Source organism: Streptomyces sp. Root431, assembly GCF_001426585.1.
GTDB lineage: Bacteria > Actinomycetota > Actinomycetes > Streptomycetales > Streptomycetaceae > Streptomyces > Streptomyces stackebrandtii.
This window is the reverse complement of sequence record NZ_LMEI01000011.1, coordinates 215,995-230,185: the sequence shown is the minus strand read 5'-3', so window position 1 is coordinate 230,185 and position 14,191 is coordinate 215,995. Positions and strand designations below refer to the sequence as shown.

14 protein-coding genes are annotated in these 14,191 nt (G+C 72.2%); 9 read left to right on the top strand and 5 right to left on the bottom strand.

Translation table 11 applies throughout. The features are described from left to right. The first annotated feature begins 151 nt into the window (after positions 1–151). The 5 genes from argC to ASC82_RS20705 are packed head-to-tail and all read left to right on the top strand — an operon-like array spanning position 152 to position 5,009. Positions 152–1,180, top strand: coding sequence for an N-acetyl-gamma-glutamyl-phosphate reductase (argC, locus tag ASC82_RS20725; protein WP_056650108.1), 1,029 nt, complete (start codon positions 152–154; stop codon positions 1,178–1,180). Beyond that, positions 1,177–2,343 carry a bifunctional glutamate N-acetyltransferase/amino-acid acetyltransferase ArgJ gene (argJ, locus tag ASC82_RS20720; protein ID WP_056650106.1) on the top strand — a complete coding sequence of 389 codons (1,167 nt, stop codon included), beginning with the start codon at positions 1,177–1,179 and terminating at the stop codon, positions 2,341–2,343. Before argC ends, argJ begins: the two co-directional genes overlap by 4 nt. After that, the gene (gene argB, locus ASC82_RS20715) at positions 2,340–3,260 is read left to right on the top strand and encodes an acetylglutamate kinase (RefSeq protein ID WP_056650103.1); all 921 of its coding nucleotides are present in this window, start codon (positions 2,340–2,342) and stop codon (positions 3,258–3,260) included. The genes argJ and argB overlap by 4 nt, the downstream gene beginning before the upstream one ends. Then, on the top strand, positions 3,260–4,465 hold the full coding sequence (locus ASC82_RS20710; protein ID WP_056650100.1) for an acetylornithine transaminase: 1,206 nt from the start codon (positions 3,260–3,262) through the stop codon (positions 4,463–4,465). Before argB ends, ASC82_RS20710 begins: the two co-directional genes overlap by 1 nt. A gap of 7 nt (positions 4,466–4,472) precedes the next feature. After that, complete coding sequence (locus ASC82_RS20705) at positions 4,473–5,009, top strand: arginine repressor (protein WP_056650097.1); 537 nt, start codon at positions 4,473–4,475, stop codon at positions 5,007–5,009. Here the strand turns inward: ASC82_RS20705 and ASC82_RS20700 are convergent. Genes ASC82_RS20700 through ASC82_RS20690 form a run of 3 tightly spaced genes read right to left on the bottom strand, consistent with a single transcriptional unit; the run spans position 5,006 to position 7,690 of the window. After that, positions 5,006–5,722, bottom strand: a complete 717-nt coding sequence (locus ASC82_RS20700; protein WP_056650096.1) for a L,D-transpeptidase family protein — start codon at positions 5,720–5,722, stop codon at positions 5,006–5,008. The two genes, ASC82_RS20705 and ASC82_RS20700, sit on opposite strands and share 4 nt — an antisense overlap. Positions 5,723–5,769: 47 nt before the next feature. Further along, positions 5,770–6,363: a pyridoxamine 5'-phosphate oxidase family protein gene (locus ASC82_RS20695; RefSeq protein ID WP_056650809.1), complete on the bottom strand. Its 594-nt coding sequence runs from the start codon at positions 6,361–6,363 to the stop codon at positions 5,770–5,772. A 43-nt stretch (positions 6,364–6,406) separates the two neighbouring features. Then, positions 6,407–7,690 (bottom strand): hypothetical protein, encoded by a 1,284-nt coding sequence (locus ASC82_RS20690; protein ID WP_056650093.1) that lies wholly within the window; start codon positions 7,688–7,690, stop codon positions 6,407–6,409. A 207-nt stretch (positions 7,691–7,897) separates the two neighbouring features. Here ASC82_RS20690 and argH point away from each other — a divergent pair, with 207 nt between their 5' ends. After that, positions 7,898–9,325: an argininosuccinate lyase gene (gene argH / locus ASC82_RS20685; RefSeq protein WP_056650089.1), complete on the top strand. Its 1,428-nt coding sequence runs from the start codon at positions 7,898–7,900 to the stop codon at positions 9,323–9,325. An 11-nt stretch (positions 9,326–9,336) separates the two neighbouring features. Here argH and ASC82_RS20680 read toward each other — a convergent pair whose 3' ends face one another. Further along, positions 9,337–9,846, bottom strand: coding sequence for an HAD domain-containing protein (locus ASC82_RS20680; protein ID WP_056650086.1), 510 nt, complete (start codon positions 9,844–9,846; stop codon positions 9,337–9,339). 85 nt (positions 9,847–9,931) lie between these two features. On the opposite strand from ASC82_RS20680, the gene ASC82_RS20675 reads away from it, so the two are divergent. Both ASC82_RS20675 and ASC82_RS20670 read left to right on the top strand, forming a co-directional pair. After that, the gene (locus ASC82_RS20675) at positions 9,932–10,483 is read left to right on the top strand and encodes a TetR/AcrR family transcriptional regulator (protein ID WP_056650083.1); all 552 of its coding nucleotides are present in this window, start codon (positions 9,932–9,934) and stop codon (positions 10,481–10,483) included. A 29-nt stretch (positions 10,484–10,512) separates the two neighbouring features. Next, entirely contained in the window at positions 10,513–12,024 is a 1,512-nt protein-coding gene (locus ASC82_RS20670) for an MFS transporter (RefSeq protein ID WP_107105941.1), read from the top strand. Between the two features lie 69 nt (positions 12,025–12,093). Here ASC82_RS20670 and ASC82_RS20665 read toward each other — a convergent pair whose 3' ends face one another. Then, entirely contained in the window at positions 12,094–12,765 is a 672-nt protein-coding gene (locus tag ASC82_RS20665) for a lysophospholipid acyltransferase family protein (RefSeq protein WP_024760652.1), read from the bottom strand. Between the two features lie 223 nt (positions 12,766–12,988). On the opposite strand from ASC82_RS20665, the gene ASC82_RS20660 reads away from it, so the two are divergent. Continuing rightward, positions 12,989–14,164 (top strand): glycerophosphodiester phosphodiesterase, encoded by a 1,176-nt coding sequence (locus ASC82_RS20660; RefSeq protein ID WP_056650075.1) that lies wholly within the window; start codon positions 12,989–12,991, stop codon positions 14,162–14,164. Positions 14,165–14,191 lie beyond the last annotated feature (27 nt).

Here is a 14,191-nt window from a genome sequence, read left to right as displayed (position 1 = left end):
GACACGAACCCGGCGGCCACTCTGCGTCACAGTCGGCCGGGCGGAGCCGCTCTCGGCGCCCGCGAGCCCGGCCGCCATGTCCGGCCGATCGTCGTCGTTGCATAAAACTGCGGCCGCACGTATAGTCATGCCATCTATGAGGAGGGTTTCGATGAAGGTACGAGCAGCGGTCGCGGGTGCGAGCGGATACGCGGGCGGAGAACTCCTGCGCCTCCTTCTCGCCCACCCCCACGTCGAGATCGGCACCCTGACGGGCCACTCCAACGCGGGCCAGAAGCTCGGCGCCCTCCAGCCGCACCTGCTGCCGCTCGCCGACCGTGTTCTCGCGCCGACCACGGCCGAGGAGCTCGCCGGGCACGACGTGGTCTTCCTGGCCCTGCCGCACGGGCAGTCGGCCGCCGTCGCCGAGCAGCTCGGGCCCGACGTCCTCGTCGTCGACATGGGCGCCGACTTCCGGCTCCAGGACCCCGCCGACTGGGAGACGTACTACGGCTCCCCGCACGCCGGGACCTGGCCCTACGGGCTGCCCGAGCTGCCCGGTGCCCGCGCCGCCCTCGAAGGGTCCAAGCGCATCGCGGTGCCCGGCTGCTACCCCACCGCCGTCTCGCTCGCGCTCTTCCCGGCGTACGCGAACGGTCTCGCCGAGCCCGAGGCCGTGATCGTCGCCGCTTCCGGCACCTCCGGCGCGGGCAAGGCCGCCAAGCCGCACCTCCTCGGCAGCGAGGTCATGGGCAGCATGTCGCCGTACGGCGTCGGCGGCGGCCACCGCCACACCCCCGAGATGATCCAGAACCTCAGCGGTCCCGCGGGGGAGCGGGTCACCGTCTCCTTCACGCCCACCCTGGCCCCGATGCCCCGCGGCATCCTCGCCACCTGCACGGCCACCGCGAAGCCGGGCGTCACCGCCGAGTCCGTACGGGACGCGTACGAGAAGGCCTTCGCCGACGAGCCCTTCGTCCACCTGCTCCCCGAGGGGCAGTGGCCGGCGACGGCGTCCGTCTACGGTTCCAACGCCGTTCAGGTGCAGGTCACGTATGACGCGGCCGCGAACCGGATCATCGCCATCAGCGCCATCGACAACCTCACCAAGGGCACCGCGGGCGGTGCGGTGCAGAGCATGAACATCGCCCTGGGCCTCCCCGAGGACACCGGACTTTCCACGATTGGAGTTGCGCCGTGAGCGTGACCGCAGCGAAGGGATTCACGGCAGCGGGCATCGCCGCCGGAATCAAGCAGAACGGCAACCCGGACCTGGCCCTCGTGGTCAACACCGGGCCCCGCCGCGCCGCCGCGGGAGTCTTCACCTCCAACCGCGTCAAGGCCGCGCCGGTCCTCTGGTCCCAGCGTGTCCTCGCCGACGGCGAGCTGACCGCCGTCGTCCTCAACTCCGGCGGCGCCAACGCCTGCACCGGCCCCCAGGGCTTCCAGGACACCCACGCCACCGCCGAGAAGGTCGCCGAGGTCCTGAGCGCCAAGGGCCCCGAGGTCGGCGCCGGCGACGTCGCCGTGGCCTCCACCGGCCTCATCGGCATCCTGCTCCCCATGGACAAGCTCCTCCCCGGCGTCGAGAAGGCCGCGGGCGAACTCTCCGAGCACGGCGGCGAGAAGGCCGCCATCGCCATCAAGACCACCGACACCGTCCACAAGACCTCCGTGGTGACCAAGGGCGCCTGGACGGTCGGCGGCATGGCCAAGGGCGCCGGCATGCTCGCCCCCGGTCTCGCCACCATGCTCGTCGTCCTCACCACCGACGCCGACGTCGACGCCAAGGGCCTGGACGACGCCCTCCGGGGCGCCACCCGCGTCACCTTCGACCGGGTCGACTCCGACGGCTGCATGTCCACGAACGACACCGTGCTCCTCCTCGCCTCCGGCGCCTCCGGCGTCACCCCCGCGCAGGACGAGTTCACCGAGGCCGTACGGGCCGTCTGCGACGACCTCGCCCGCCAGCTCATCGGCGACGCCGAGGGCGCCAGCAAGGACATCCGGATCGAGGTGATCAACGCCGCGACGGAGGACGACGCCGTCGAGGTCGGCCGGTCGATCGCCCGCAACAACCTCCTCAAGTGCGCCATCCACGGCGAGGACCCCAACTGGGGCCGGGTGCTCTCCGCCATCGGCACGACGCAGGCGGCCTTCGACCCGGACCGGCTGAACGTCGCGATCAACGGCGTGTGGGTCTGCAAGAACGGCTCCGTCGGCGAGGACCGCGAGCTCGTCGACATGCGCTACCGCGAGGTCGCCATCACCGCCGACCTCGCCGCCGGCTCCGAGTCCGCCGTGATCTGGGCGAACGACCTCACCGCCGACTACGTCCACGAGAACAGCGCGTACTCGTCATGACCAAGCCCGAGAACCCCAACACCCCCGCGCGGAAGCACACCGCCCTGCCGAAGGCCCAGATCCTCATCGAGGCCCTGCCCTGGCTCACCCGCCACCACGGCAAGACCGTCGTCATCAAGTTCGGCGGCAACGCCATGATCGACGAGGACCTCAAGGCCGCGTTCGCCCAGGACGTCGTCTTCCTGCGCCACGCCGGACTCAAGCCGGTCGTCGTGCACGGCGGCGGCCCCCAGATCAGCGCCGCCCTCGACCGGCACGGCATCGTCAGCGAGTTCAAGGCCGGCCTGCGCGTCACCACCGAGGACGCCATGGACGTCGTACGGATGGTCCTCGCCGGCCAGGTCCAGCGCGAGCTCGTCGGCCTGCTCAACCAGCACGGCCCCTTCGCCATCGGCATGACCGGCGAGGACGCGCACACCATCACCGCCACCAAGCACCAGCCGGTCATCGAGGGCGAACAGGTCGACATCGGCCGGGTCGGCGAGATCACCGCCATCGACACCGGCGCCATCGAGGCGCTCCTGGAGGACGGCCGGATCCCGGTCATCTCCTCCATCGCCCGCTCCCAGGACGACGGACATGTCTACAACGTCAATGCTGATACGGCGGCTGCGGCACTCGCTGCGGCGCTGGGTGCCGAGACGCTGATGGTCCTCACGGACGTCGAGGGCCTCTACGAGGACTGGCCGAACAGCGACGAGGTCATCAGCCGGCTCACCGCGAGCCAGCTGGAGAAGCTGCTGCCCGAGCTCTCCAGCGGCATGGTCCCCAAGATGGAGGGCTGCCTGCACGCCGTACGGAACGGGGTCACCACGGCCCGCGTGATCGACGGCCGGGTCCAGCACTCCATCCTGCTGGAGATCTTCACCGACGAGGGCATCGGCACGATGGTCGTGCCGGACGGACAGGGGGACTGATGAGCGGCACCGGAAACGAGCGGCTGACCCAGCGGTGGCAGGGCTCGCTCATGGACAACTACGGCACCCCCCGGCTGCCCCTCGTCCGCGGTGAGGGCGCCAAGGTCTGGGACGCCGACGGCAAGGAGTACCTCGACTTCGTCGGCGGCATCGCCGTCAACGCCCTCGGCCACGGGCACCCCGCGATCGTCGAGGCCGTGACCCGGCAGGTCCAGAGCCTCGGCCACGTCTCCAACCTCTTCGTCGCCGAGCCGCCCGTCGCCCTCGCCGAGCGGCTCCTCGGACTCTTCGGCCGCCCCGGCCGGGTCTTCTTCTGCAACTCGGGCGCCGAGGCCAACGAGGCCGCCTTCAAGATCGGGCGGCTCACCGGCCGATCCCACATGGTCGCCACCGACGGCGGCTTTCACGGCCGCACCATGGGCTCCCTCGCGCTCACCGGCCAGCCCGGCAAGCAGACCCCGTTCCTCCCGCTGCCCGGCGACGTCACCCACGTCCCGTACGGCGACGTCGAGGCGCTGCGCGCCGCGGTCACCGAGGAGACGGCCTTCGTCATCATCGAGCCCATCCAGGGCGAGAACGGCGTCGTCGTTCCGCCCCCCGGCTACCTCAAGGCCGCCCGGGAGATCACCCGCGCCACCGGCACCCTCCTCGTCCTCGACGAGGTCCAGACCGGCATCGGCCGCTGCGGCCACTGGTTCGAGTTCCAGGCCCACGACGGCGTCGAGCCGGACGTCGTGACCCTCGCCAAGGGCCTCGGCGGCGGTCTGCCGCTCGGCGCGACCGTCGCCTTCGGGCCGGCCGCGGAGCTCTTCGGCCCCGGTCACCACGGCACCACCTTCGGCGGCAACCCCATCGCCTGCGCCGCCGGACTCGCCGTTCTGGACACCCTCGGGGCCGACGCGGCCCTCGATCACGTCAAGTCCGTCGGGGAGCGGCTGCGCCAGGGAATCGAGGGTCTCGGCCACCCGCTGGTCTCCCACGTCCGTGGTGCGGGCCTCCTGCTGGGTATCGTGCTCACCGAGCCCTTCGCACCCCAGGTGCAGCAGGCGGCTCAGGACGCCGGCCTCCTGGTGAACGCGCCCGCCCCCGATGTCGTACGGATCATGCCTCCGCTGGTCCTCACCGACGCCGAGGCGGACGCCTTCCTCCGGGCCCTCCCCGGAGTCCTCGACGTGGCGAACGGGCAAGGACGAACCGGAGAATGAGACGACGATGACCGACGCGCAGGAGAACGAGCACGGCGGGCCGTCCGTTCCGCAGACCCGCACCGCACGCCACCGCAGGATCGTCGACATCCTCAACCGCCAGCCGGTGCGCTCGCAGAGCCAGCTCGCCAAGCTCCTCGCGGACGACGGGCTGAGCGTCACCCAGGCGACGCTCTCCCGCGACCTCGACGAGCTCGGCGCGGTGAAGATCCGCAACACCGGTGGAGAGCTGATCTACGCGGTGCCCAGCGAGGGCGGCTTCCGCACCCCGCAGGCCCCGCTCGGCGAGTCCGCCAAGGAGGAGCGCATGCGGCGCCTCTCCGGCGAACTGCTGATCGCCGCCGAGGCCTCCGCCAACCTGGTGGTGCTGCGGACCCCGCCGGGCGCGGCCCAGTTCCTCGCGTCGGCCATCGACCAGGCCGAACTCCACGCGATCCTCGGCACGATCGCGGGCGACGACACCCTCCTGCTGATCAGCCGGGACCCGACGGGCGGCCAGGCGCTCGCCGACCACCTGCTGCGCCTGGCCCAGAAGAACGGCTAGTAGTTCCTGATCGCCGTCGGACCGCTCCGCGTGCCGACGGCGATGTGCGGCCGGCGCGCGGGATCCGCCCAGGCGAGGACCGCGCGCATCGCGCCGGCCGGCACGGAGACACAACCGGCCGTCGCGCCGCGCCCGTTGACGTGCAGAAAGATCCCGGCGCCGCGACCGCGCACCGGACGGTCGTAGTTGAAGCCGATGACGAGCGCGTGCGCGTACTGCGTGCCGTACGAGACGAGGTGCTCGGCCTCGGCCGCCCGGCAGTCCCGGGGCAGCCCCTCGACCCAGCGGTTGTACGCGCGGGAGTCGTTGTCCTGGCACCACCAGGACCGCTCGGTGACCCGGGCGTAGCGGAAGCGGGTCCCGGCGGGCCGGTCGCGCACACCGAACGCGTACGGCAGCCGGTAGAGCCCCGTGGGCGTCGTGTTCGTGCCCTGCCGCCGCCGGGCGCCCTCCGCGAGCCCCTTCGCACCGAAACGCGCGGGTGCGGACCCCGCCTCCACCCACCGCCCGCCCCGCCGGTCCCACCACGTGAGCTTCCCCGTGGTGGCACCCCGATCCGCCGCCTCGGCGGTGATCAGCTGCGAGCCCCCGCCGGTGTCCGCCATCAGCGCGGGCAGCGGTACGAGTACGGGCGCGGGGCCGGGCGCGGGTACGGGCGCCGGCGCGCCGCCGAGGGAGAGCAGGGCGGCGCCGAGGGCGAGAAGGGTGCGCATGGGCGCGACGCTAGGTCGTGCGCCGTCCCCCCGCCCCTCCTGCGCGGCTATCCGGCGGGCAGCGGCGGCAGCGGGAGCGGCAGCGCGGGCAGCCCGTCGAGGCTGGTGGCGACCTTGCGCTCGCAGTACGCGTTGAACTCGTCGTCCGTCTTGCGGTTGAAGTACTCGGCGTGGAGGTGCCGGTCCTCCTGGTACTCCATCAGCGGGACGGCGAAGCCGCAGGCGTCGCTGACCCGGCGCGCGTGCACCAGGATGATCGCCCGGGCACTGCCCTGCCCCTCCACCGCCTCGGAGGGGAAGCGGGCGAACAGCTCGGCCCAGCGCGGGTCGTCCCGCAGCACCGCCTCGCCCTGCCCGTGCACCCGCACGACGGTCGGCGGCCCCGAGAACGCCGTCCACATGAGGGTGATGCGCCCGTTGCCCGGTTCCCGCAGGTGCGCGATGGTCTCGGCGCCGCTGCCCCCGAAGTCCACGTAGGCGACGGTCAGCTCGTCGAGCACGACGAGCGTGCCCTGCCGCCCCTTGGGGGAGAGGTTGACGTGCCCGTCCCCGGAGAGCGGCGCGGTCGCGGTGAAGAAGACCGGCTGCGCCTCTATGAAGTCCCGCAGCCGACCGTCGATATGTTCGTATGTCTTACCCATGGCGGGCATTCTGCCCGCTCCGATCACCCGGAGCGCCGCCGTCTCAAGTCGAGGCCGAGCGGCTGCGGTTGCGCCACCGGGCGAGCCGGAGCACCCGGAGCGCCCACGGCCGCGGCTCCGGGGTCCTCACGCCGTCCGGTGCACGGACCGGGGCGACGGCTGGCGCTTCGGCCACTACATCGGTCACTGCGTCGGCGGGCGCGTCGCCCGGCACCAGGGACAAGGCGCCGGCCGGAAAGTGGTCGGCCCAGGGGGCCAGCGCCTTCGCCGCCTCCCGGACGACCCGCGGTGAACTGTCGTCGAGCAGCGGGGCGAGCCGCTGGAACCGGACGGCGTCGAGCAACCGCAGACCCGCCACGGCGCCGGCCCGCACGCGGGGCCGTTCGTGCGCGATGAGCGCCCAGAGCACCGGCGCGTCCGTGGCCCGGTCGCCGCACTCGCCGAGACCCACCGCGGCGAAGTCCGGCGTCCGGTCGCCGGCCGCGCAGGCGGCCCGGTACAGCGGCAGCGGATCCGTACCCGTCTGCCGCAGGGTCCATCGAGCACAGGCCCGTACGAGCACGGACCTGTCGTACAGGAACGGCTCGGCCTCGGCGGCCCGCCCCGTCCGGCGCAGCGCCGTGACACCCGCCGCCCGCACGCGACCGGTCCGGGAGCCCAGCAAGGGGGCGAGGACGGTCTCGTCGACGGCGTCACCGGCGGCGATCGCCGCGTTCGCGCACAGGTCCTGGACGATCACGTCGGGATCGGTCGCGGCGATGGCGGCGAGCCGGGCGGGGGAGAGGAGGGCGCGGTCGACCGTGACCCGGTGCGCGAGCCGCCGCACGGCCCGGTCCTCGGCGGCGCGCAGCGCGAGGAGGTGCGCCGCGGGGGCCTCGCTCAGCCGTGCGGTCAGCAGGTCGTACGCGGGTTCTCCGCGCAGCCTCCGGGTCTCCCGGAGGACGACGGCGGCCACGGTGGCGAGCGCCTCGGGCGAGAGCCCCGGCAGCTCGGCGCCCAGCAGTTTCCGGGCGCGCTGCCGTACGGGCTCGGCCCAGTCGGCGCACCGGATCACGAGCAGCGGGAGGAGCGCGGGGGTGCGGGTGACGTACGGGAGGGCGGCCTCCCTGGTCCGGCCGTCGGGGCCGCACAGGGCGAGGGTCAGTTCGAGGTCGGTGGGCCGACGGCCCGTCGCGGCCGACAGCCACGCGCCCGGCGCCGGGACGTGGTCGCCCCACCGGATCAAGCCCCTGACGTGGCCGTCCAGATCGGCCCACGCCCCCGCGTCGGCCCCCTTCAGGACCTGGGCGAGGCGGTCCGTGACGTCCTCGTACGCGTTGCTCGACATGGCCGGAGCCTAGGACGCGGGGCGGCGGGACGCCCCTGATTAACGGATCGTGGGGATGTACGGGCGCCGGTGAGGCTCCCGGAGACCGCGTTGACAAAACATACGGTGCATTGCATAGTTATGCCTACCAGGGGGCGCGATCGACGCCCGGCGCGACCTGTGGCGTGACCCGCACGCGTACACCCACCCTCCCGAGGAGTAGCAGCTGTGAGCAGCAACAACGGTGACGTCCGGCTCTGGGGCGGCCGGTTCGCCGACGGTCCCGCCGAGGCCCTCGCGAAGCTGTCCGCGTCGGTCCACTTCGACTGGCGTCTCGCGCCGTACGACATCGCCGGCTCCCGCGCCCACGCGCGCGTGCTGCACAAGGCCGGGCTGCTCACCGACGACGAGCTGACCGGCATGCTCGCCGGCCTCGATCGGCTGGAGGCGGACGTCGCCGACGGCACCCTCGTCGGGACCATCGCCGACGAGGACGTCCACACCGCCCTGGAGCGGGGTCTCCTGGAGCGCGTCGGCCCGGACCTCGGCGGCAAGCTGCGGGCCGGCCGGTCCCGGAACGACCAGGTCGCCACCCTCTTCCGGATGTACCTCCGGGACCACGCCCGCATCATCGGCGGGCTCATTGCGGACCTCCAGGACGCCCTGGTCGGCCTCGCCGAGGCGCACGCGGACGTCGCCATGCCCGGCCGTACGCACCTCCAGCACGCGCAGCCGGTGCTCTTCGCCCACCACGTCCTGGCCCACGCCCAGTCCCTCTCCCGGGACGCGGAGCGGCTGCGGCAGTGGGACACCCGTACGGCGGTCTCCCCGTACGGCTCCGGCGCCCTCGCCGGCTCCTCGCTCGGGCTCGACCCGGAGGCGGTCGCCAAGGACCTCGGATTCGAGCGCGGCTCGGTCGGCAACTCGATCGACGGCACGGCCTCGCGTGACTTCGTCGCGGAGTTCGCCTTCATCACGGCGATGATCGGCGTGAACCTCTCCCGCATCGCGGAGGAGATCATCATCTGGAACACGAAGGAGTTCTCCTTCGTGACCCTGCACGACGCCTTCTCCACGGGCTCGTCGATCATGCCGCAGAAGAAGAACCCGGACATCGCCGAGCTGGCGCGGGGCAAGTCGGGCCGTCTCATCGGCAACCTGACGGGCCTGCTCGCCACCCTCAAGGCCCTCCCGCTCGCGTACAACCGCGACCTCCAGGAGGACAAGGAGCCGGTCTTCGACTCCTGCGACCAGCTGGAGGTCCTGCTGCCCGCGTTCACCGGCATGATGGCCACGCTCACGGTCAACCGCGAGCGCATGGAGGAGCTGGCCCCCGCCGGCTTCTCGCTCGCGACGGACATCGCGGAGTGGCTGGTCAAGCAGGGCGTGCCCTTCCGGGTGGCGCACGAGGTCGCCGGCGAGTGCGTGAAGGTCGCCGAGTCCGAGGGCAAGGAGCTGGACGAGCTCACGGACGAGCAGTTCGCCAAGATCTCCGAGCACCTCACCCCCGAGGTCCGCACGGTCCTCAACGTCCCCGGCGCCCTCGCCTCCCGCGACGGCCGCGGCGGCACCGCCCCCTCGGCGGTCGCCGTCCAGCTCGTCGAGGTCAAGGCGGACCTGGTGATCCAGCACGCCTGGGCCACCGCCAAGAAGTAGCCCTCGGAACGTCACAGCGCCGCCGCCCACTCCGCGAGCGCGTCGAAGTCCGGCCGGATCAGTCCGATCCGGGGATCGACGTGCAGCAACAGGGCGGCGGCGAGGTGGTTCCGCTCCACGTACTCGTGGTCGTACGAGGTGATGTCGTCGTCGACCCAGGCGAACGGCCGCCCCTCCGCGTACTCCAGGATGTACTGCGTCTTCCAGAAGGTCCCGCGAGGGGCCTTTCCGTGCATCCGGGGCCAGTCGATGAACGGCAGCTCCGGAAGCCCGAGCCGCGGCCCGATCCAGGCGTTGGCCTCGCCCTTCCAGGTCGTCGCCCACACCAGCTCGTACGCCTCGGCGAGCGCGAGCAGCTCGCCCCCGTGCGCCGGGTTGAGCCACACCCGCAGCCGCCGCTTCTCGAACCAGCCCTCGGGCCGCATCCGGTGCGTCTCGTACCCCTCCGGGCGCCGCTCGCGCTGTGCCGCGTACGGATTCAGCGGCCCGTCCACATCGATGAGCAGCAGTGGCTTCGTCATGCTCACAGCATTCCTTTCCCGTCCCCGGTGAGGCACGGAATTATCTAGCGAGACATTGATGTCTCATTCGGTGTATGGTCGTCTCATGTCAGTCGATCGCACCCAGGTGCTCCACAGCGCCGCCGCCCTGCTCTCCCGCAAGGCGACCGCCACCATGGACGAGGTCGCGCGGGCCGCCGGGATCGGCCGGGCCACGCTGCACCGGCACTTCGCCGGGCGCGATGCCCTGGTCAGGGCGCTGGAGCAGCTCGCGCTCCAGGAGCTGGAGGCGGCCTTCGACGAGGCCCGCCTCGACGAGGGGACCGCGGACGAGGCCGTACGCCGGCTCGTCGCCGGGATGGAGCCGATGGCCCCGCTGCTGTCGTTCCTCGTGACCGAGAACCAGCTCTTCGAGGGCGACCAGCAGAACGACGGCTGGGCCCGCCTCGACGCCCGGGTCTCCGACCTCTTCCGGCGCGGCCAGGAACAGGGCACCTTCCGGATCGACCTGACCCCCGCCTGGCTCACCGAGGCCCTCTACGGGCTCATCGGTGCCGGCGCCTGGGCCGTACAGGACGGCCGGGTCGCCGCCAAGGATTTCCAGTACATGATCGTCGAGCTGCTGCTCGGCGGAGCGCGCAGGAGCGTGGAGAAGTGAGCACCAGCACCATCAAGCACCCCGACCATATGGAGGGCGTGCACCGCCCCGGTCGGTGGCTCGCCCTTTCCGTTCTCGTCCTGGCCGTCCTCCTCGTGGCCGTGGACGCCACGGTGCTCGGCCTCGCCACCCCCTTCCTCTCCGAGGACCTCGAGCCGTCCGGCACCCAGCTGCTCTGGATCGGCGACGTCTACTCGTTCGTCATCGCCGGACTCCTGGTCTCCATGGGCAGCCTCGGTGACCGCATCGGCCGCAAGAAGCTGCTGCTCATCGGCGCCACGGCCTTCGGCGCCGTCTCCGTCCTGAACGCCTACGCGACCAGCCCCGAGATGATGATCGTGGCCCGCGCGCTGCTCGGCGTCGCCGGCGCCACCCTGATGCCGTCCACCCTGGCGCTCATCCGGAACCTCTTCCACGACCCGCGCGAGCGCAGCCTCGCCATCGGCATCTGGGGCGCCATGGCCTCGGCCGGTGCCGCCGTCGGGCCGGTCGTCGGCGGATTCCTCCTGGAGCACTTCTGGTGGGGCTCGGTCTTCCTCATCAACCTGCCCGTGATGGCCGTCCTCGTCATCGTCGGCATCAAGATGATCCCCGAGTCGAAGAACCCGAACCCGGGCCCCTGGGACCTCTCCAGCGTCGGCCTCTCCCTCGTCGGCGTGATCGCCGTCGTATACGCCATCAAGGAACTGGCCACCCACGGCCTCTCCCTCGACGCGGCCCTCGGCGCCCTCGCCGGTGCCGCCGCCCTGACCTGGTTCGTCCGCAGGCAGCTCACCCTGCCGGCGCCGCTCCTGGACATGCGCCTCTTCCGCAACCGCGGATTCTCCGGCGCCGTCCTCGCGGACCTGCTGACCATCCTGGGCCTCTCCGGCCTGGTGTTCTTCCTGTCCCAGTTCTTCCAGCTGGTCCAGGGCCGCCAGCCCCTGGAGGCCGGACTCGCCGAGCTCCCCGCCGCCATCGGCGCGGTCACGGCCGGTCTCGTCGCCGGTCTCGTCGCGCGGCGATTCTCCGTGCGGTCCGTGGTGGCGGGCGGTCTCGCGGCCGTCGGTCTCTCCCTCGCCGTCCTGACGACGATCGACGGGAACACCGCCTACCCGCTGCTCGGCGCGAGCCTGCTCGTCGTCGGTGTCGGCGCCGGTTTCGCCTTCACCGTCACCGCCGACGTGATCCTCTCCAGCGTCCCGAAGGAGCAGGCGGGTTCCGCCTCCGCCGTCTCCGAGACCGCGTACGAACTCGGCGCCGCGCTCGGCATCGCCGTGCTCGGCTCGATCGTGACCGGCGTCTACCGCGACTTCGCCACCCCGGCCGGTGTCCCCTCCGGCGTCGCCTCGGCAGCCCACGAGTCGCTCGGCGGCGCGGTGGAGGCCTCGGGCGCCCTCGCCCCGGACACGGCGGCGGCCCTGGTGTCGGCCGCCCAGCTCGCCTTCGTCGACGGACTGCGGATCGCGGCCGGCGTCGGCGCGGCGGTCCTCCTCGCGGCCTCGGTCGCGGCCTGGTTCCTGCTCAGGGGCCAGAAGCTGGAGGACGGCGTCGAGCACTGACGCCGCGGAACACGACGGTGCCCCCGTACAGCCGAGCTGTACGGGGGCACCGGCACATCCGTAGGAGCGTTACGCGGCCTTCGCCTTGGTGGCGTACATGTCCACGTACTCCTGCCCGGACAGCCGCATGACCTCGGCCATCACCGAGTCCGTCACCGCCCGCAGGACATAGCGGTCGCGGTCCATCCCGTCGTACCGCGAGAACTCCATCGGCTCGCCGAAGCGGACCGTGACCTTGCCAGGACGCGGCAGCCCCGCCCCGCCCGGCTGGATCTTGTCGGTGCCGATCATCGCGAACGGCACCACCGGCGCACCGGTCATCAGGGTGAGCCGCGCGATGCCCGTACGGCCCCGGTACAGCCGGCCGTCGGGGGAGCGGGTGCCCTCGGGGTAGATCGAGAAGATCTTGCCCTCCTCCAGGACGCGCCGCCCGGTCATCAGCGCCGCCACGCCGCCGCGGCCGCCGTCCCGGTCCACCGGGATCATGCCGACGCTGGTGAAGAACCAGGCCATCGCCCGGCCCTTGATGCCCTTGCCCGTCACGTACTCGTCCTTGCCGATGAAGAAGACCTGACGGTCCAGGCAGATCGGCATGATCATCGAGTCGATGAAGGTCAGGTGGTTGCCCGCCAGGATGACGGGACCGGTCCCCGGGATGTTCTCGGCGCCCTCCACGCGGGGGCGGAACATCAGGCGCATGACCGGCCCGAGCACTGCCTTGATGATCGCGAGACGGGACAACGGTTCCTCCGGGGGTGGCGCGGGGTGCGGGCCGGCTGACGGTGCAGCTGGCGACGATACTCGCGGGTCACCGCCGTACGCACATCGGGTTCACCGAGTGGATACGCAGTGTTGACGTGTGTTTCCGCCATGTTCGGCAGAGGTCTGCCGTCCGTAGGGCCTCTATGCCTAGCGTCGGAGCTCCCCGTTGACAGGTGCGGGACATCACACAAGAGGAGCCTTCATGACCCAGGGCGAGCGCCGGACCCCGGCACGGCGGACCGTTCTCGGAGCGGCCGGAGCAGCGGCGGTACTGGGGGCCTCGACGGCCCTCCCCGCGGGCACCGCCCACGCCGACGAGGCCCGCGCCGACGCCCGGGGCCGCGGCCACGGCTTCCGCTCCCTCCCCGTCCCCACCGTCATCGCCCACCGCGGCGCCAGCGGCTACCGCCCCGAGCACACCCTCGGCTCCTACCGGCACGCCCTCGACCTCGGCGCGCACGTCATCGAGCAGGACCTCGTCCCCACCCGGGACGGACACCTCGTCTGCCGCCACGAGAACGACATCACCGGCACGACCGACGTCGCCGACCACCCCGAGTTCGCCTCCCGGCAGACCACCAAGAGCGTCGACGGCACCTCGCTCACCGGCTGGTTCACCGAGGACTTCACGCTCGCCGAGCTCAAGACCCTCCGGGCGAAGGAGCGCATCCCCGGCACCCGCCAGGAGAACACCCTCTACGACGGCCGCTGGACGATCCCCACCTTCGAGGAGGTGCTGCGCTGGGCCGAGGAGGAGGGCCGCCGCCGGGGCCGCGACGTCTGGCTGCACGTCGAGACCAAGCACCCCACGTACTTCCGCTCCCTCGGCCTCGGCCTGGAGGAGCGGCTCGCCAAGCTCCTGCGCCGCTACGGACGCCACCGCGCGAACTCCCCGGTCTTCCTCCAGTCCTTCGAGCCCAGCAGCATCCAGCGCCTGGCGAAGCTGGTCGACTCCCCGGGAGTGGTCCTGCTCTCCGGCGCGAGCAGCCGCCCCTGGGACTTCGTCCAGGCCGGTGACCCGCGCACCGTCGCCGACCTCGTCACGCCCGAGGGCCTGCGCTGGATCGCCTCGTACGCGCAGGGCATCGGCCCCACCCTCGACCTGGTCATCCCCAAGGACGCGACCGGGCGCCTCGGCACCCCGACCACCCTCGTCCGCGACGCGCACGCCGAGGGGCTGATCCTCCACCCGTACACGCACCGCAACGAGAACAGCTTCCTGCCCGCCGACTTCCGCCGGGGCACGGACCCGACGGCCTACGGCGACGCCTTCGGGTCCCTGAAGCGGTACCTGGAGACGGGCATCGACGGCATCTTCTCCGACAACCCCGACACCGCGCTGCTCGCCGCCGCGGACTTCACGGCCGCCCGCGGCTGACCGATCCGGGAGGAGGCCGTGCGGCAG

Bases quoted from the DNA above. Each gene is read 5' to 3' on its own strand.
- ASC82_RS20705 (WP_056650097.1), top strand. From the start codon at position 4,473: ATGACCGACGCGCAGGAGAACGAGCACGGCGGGCCGTCCGTTCCGCAG.
- ASC82_RS20710 (WP_056650100.1), top strand. From the start codon at position 3,260: ATGAGCGGCACCGGAAACGAGCGGCTGACCCAGCGGTGGCAGGGCTCG.
- ASC82_RS20660 (WP_056650075.1), top strand. From the start codon at position 12,989: ATGACCCAGGGCGAGCGCCGGACCCCGGCACGGCGGACCGTTCTCGGA.
- argC (WP_056650108.1), top strand. From the start codon at position 152: ATGAAGGTACGAGCAGCGGTCGCGGGTGCGAGCGGATACGCGGGCGGA.
- ASC82_RS20700 (WP_056650096.1), bottom strand. From the start codon at position 5,722: ATGCGCACCCTTCTCGCCCTCGGCGCCGCCCTGCTCTCCCTCGGCGGC.
- ASC82_RS20695 (WP_056650809.1), bottom strand. From the start codon at position 6,363: ATGGGTAAGACATACGAACATATCGACGGTCGGCTGCGGGACTTCATA.
- ASC82_RS20680 (WP_056650086.1), bottom strand. From the start codon at position 9,846: ATGACGAAGCCACTGCTGCTCATCGATGTGGACGGGCCGCTGAATCCG.
- ASC82_RS20690 (WP_056650093.1), bottom strand. From the start codon at position 7,690: ATGTCGAGCAACGCGTACGAGGACGTCACGGACCGCCTCGCCCAGGTC.
- ASC82_RS20670 (WP_107105941.1), top strand. From the start codon at position 10,513: ATGGAGGGCGTGCACCGCCCCGGTCGGTGGCTCGCCCTTTCCGTTCTC.
- argB (WP_056650103.1), top strand. From the start codon at position 2,340: ATGACCAAGCCCGAGAACCCCAACACCCCCGCGCGGAAGCACACCGCC.
- ASC82_RS20675 (WP_056650083.1), top strand. From the start codon at position 9,932: ATGTCAGTCGATCGCACCCAGGTGCTCCACAGCGCCGCCGCCCTGCTC.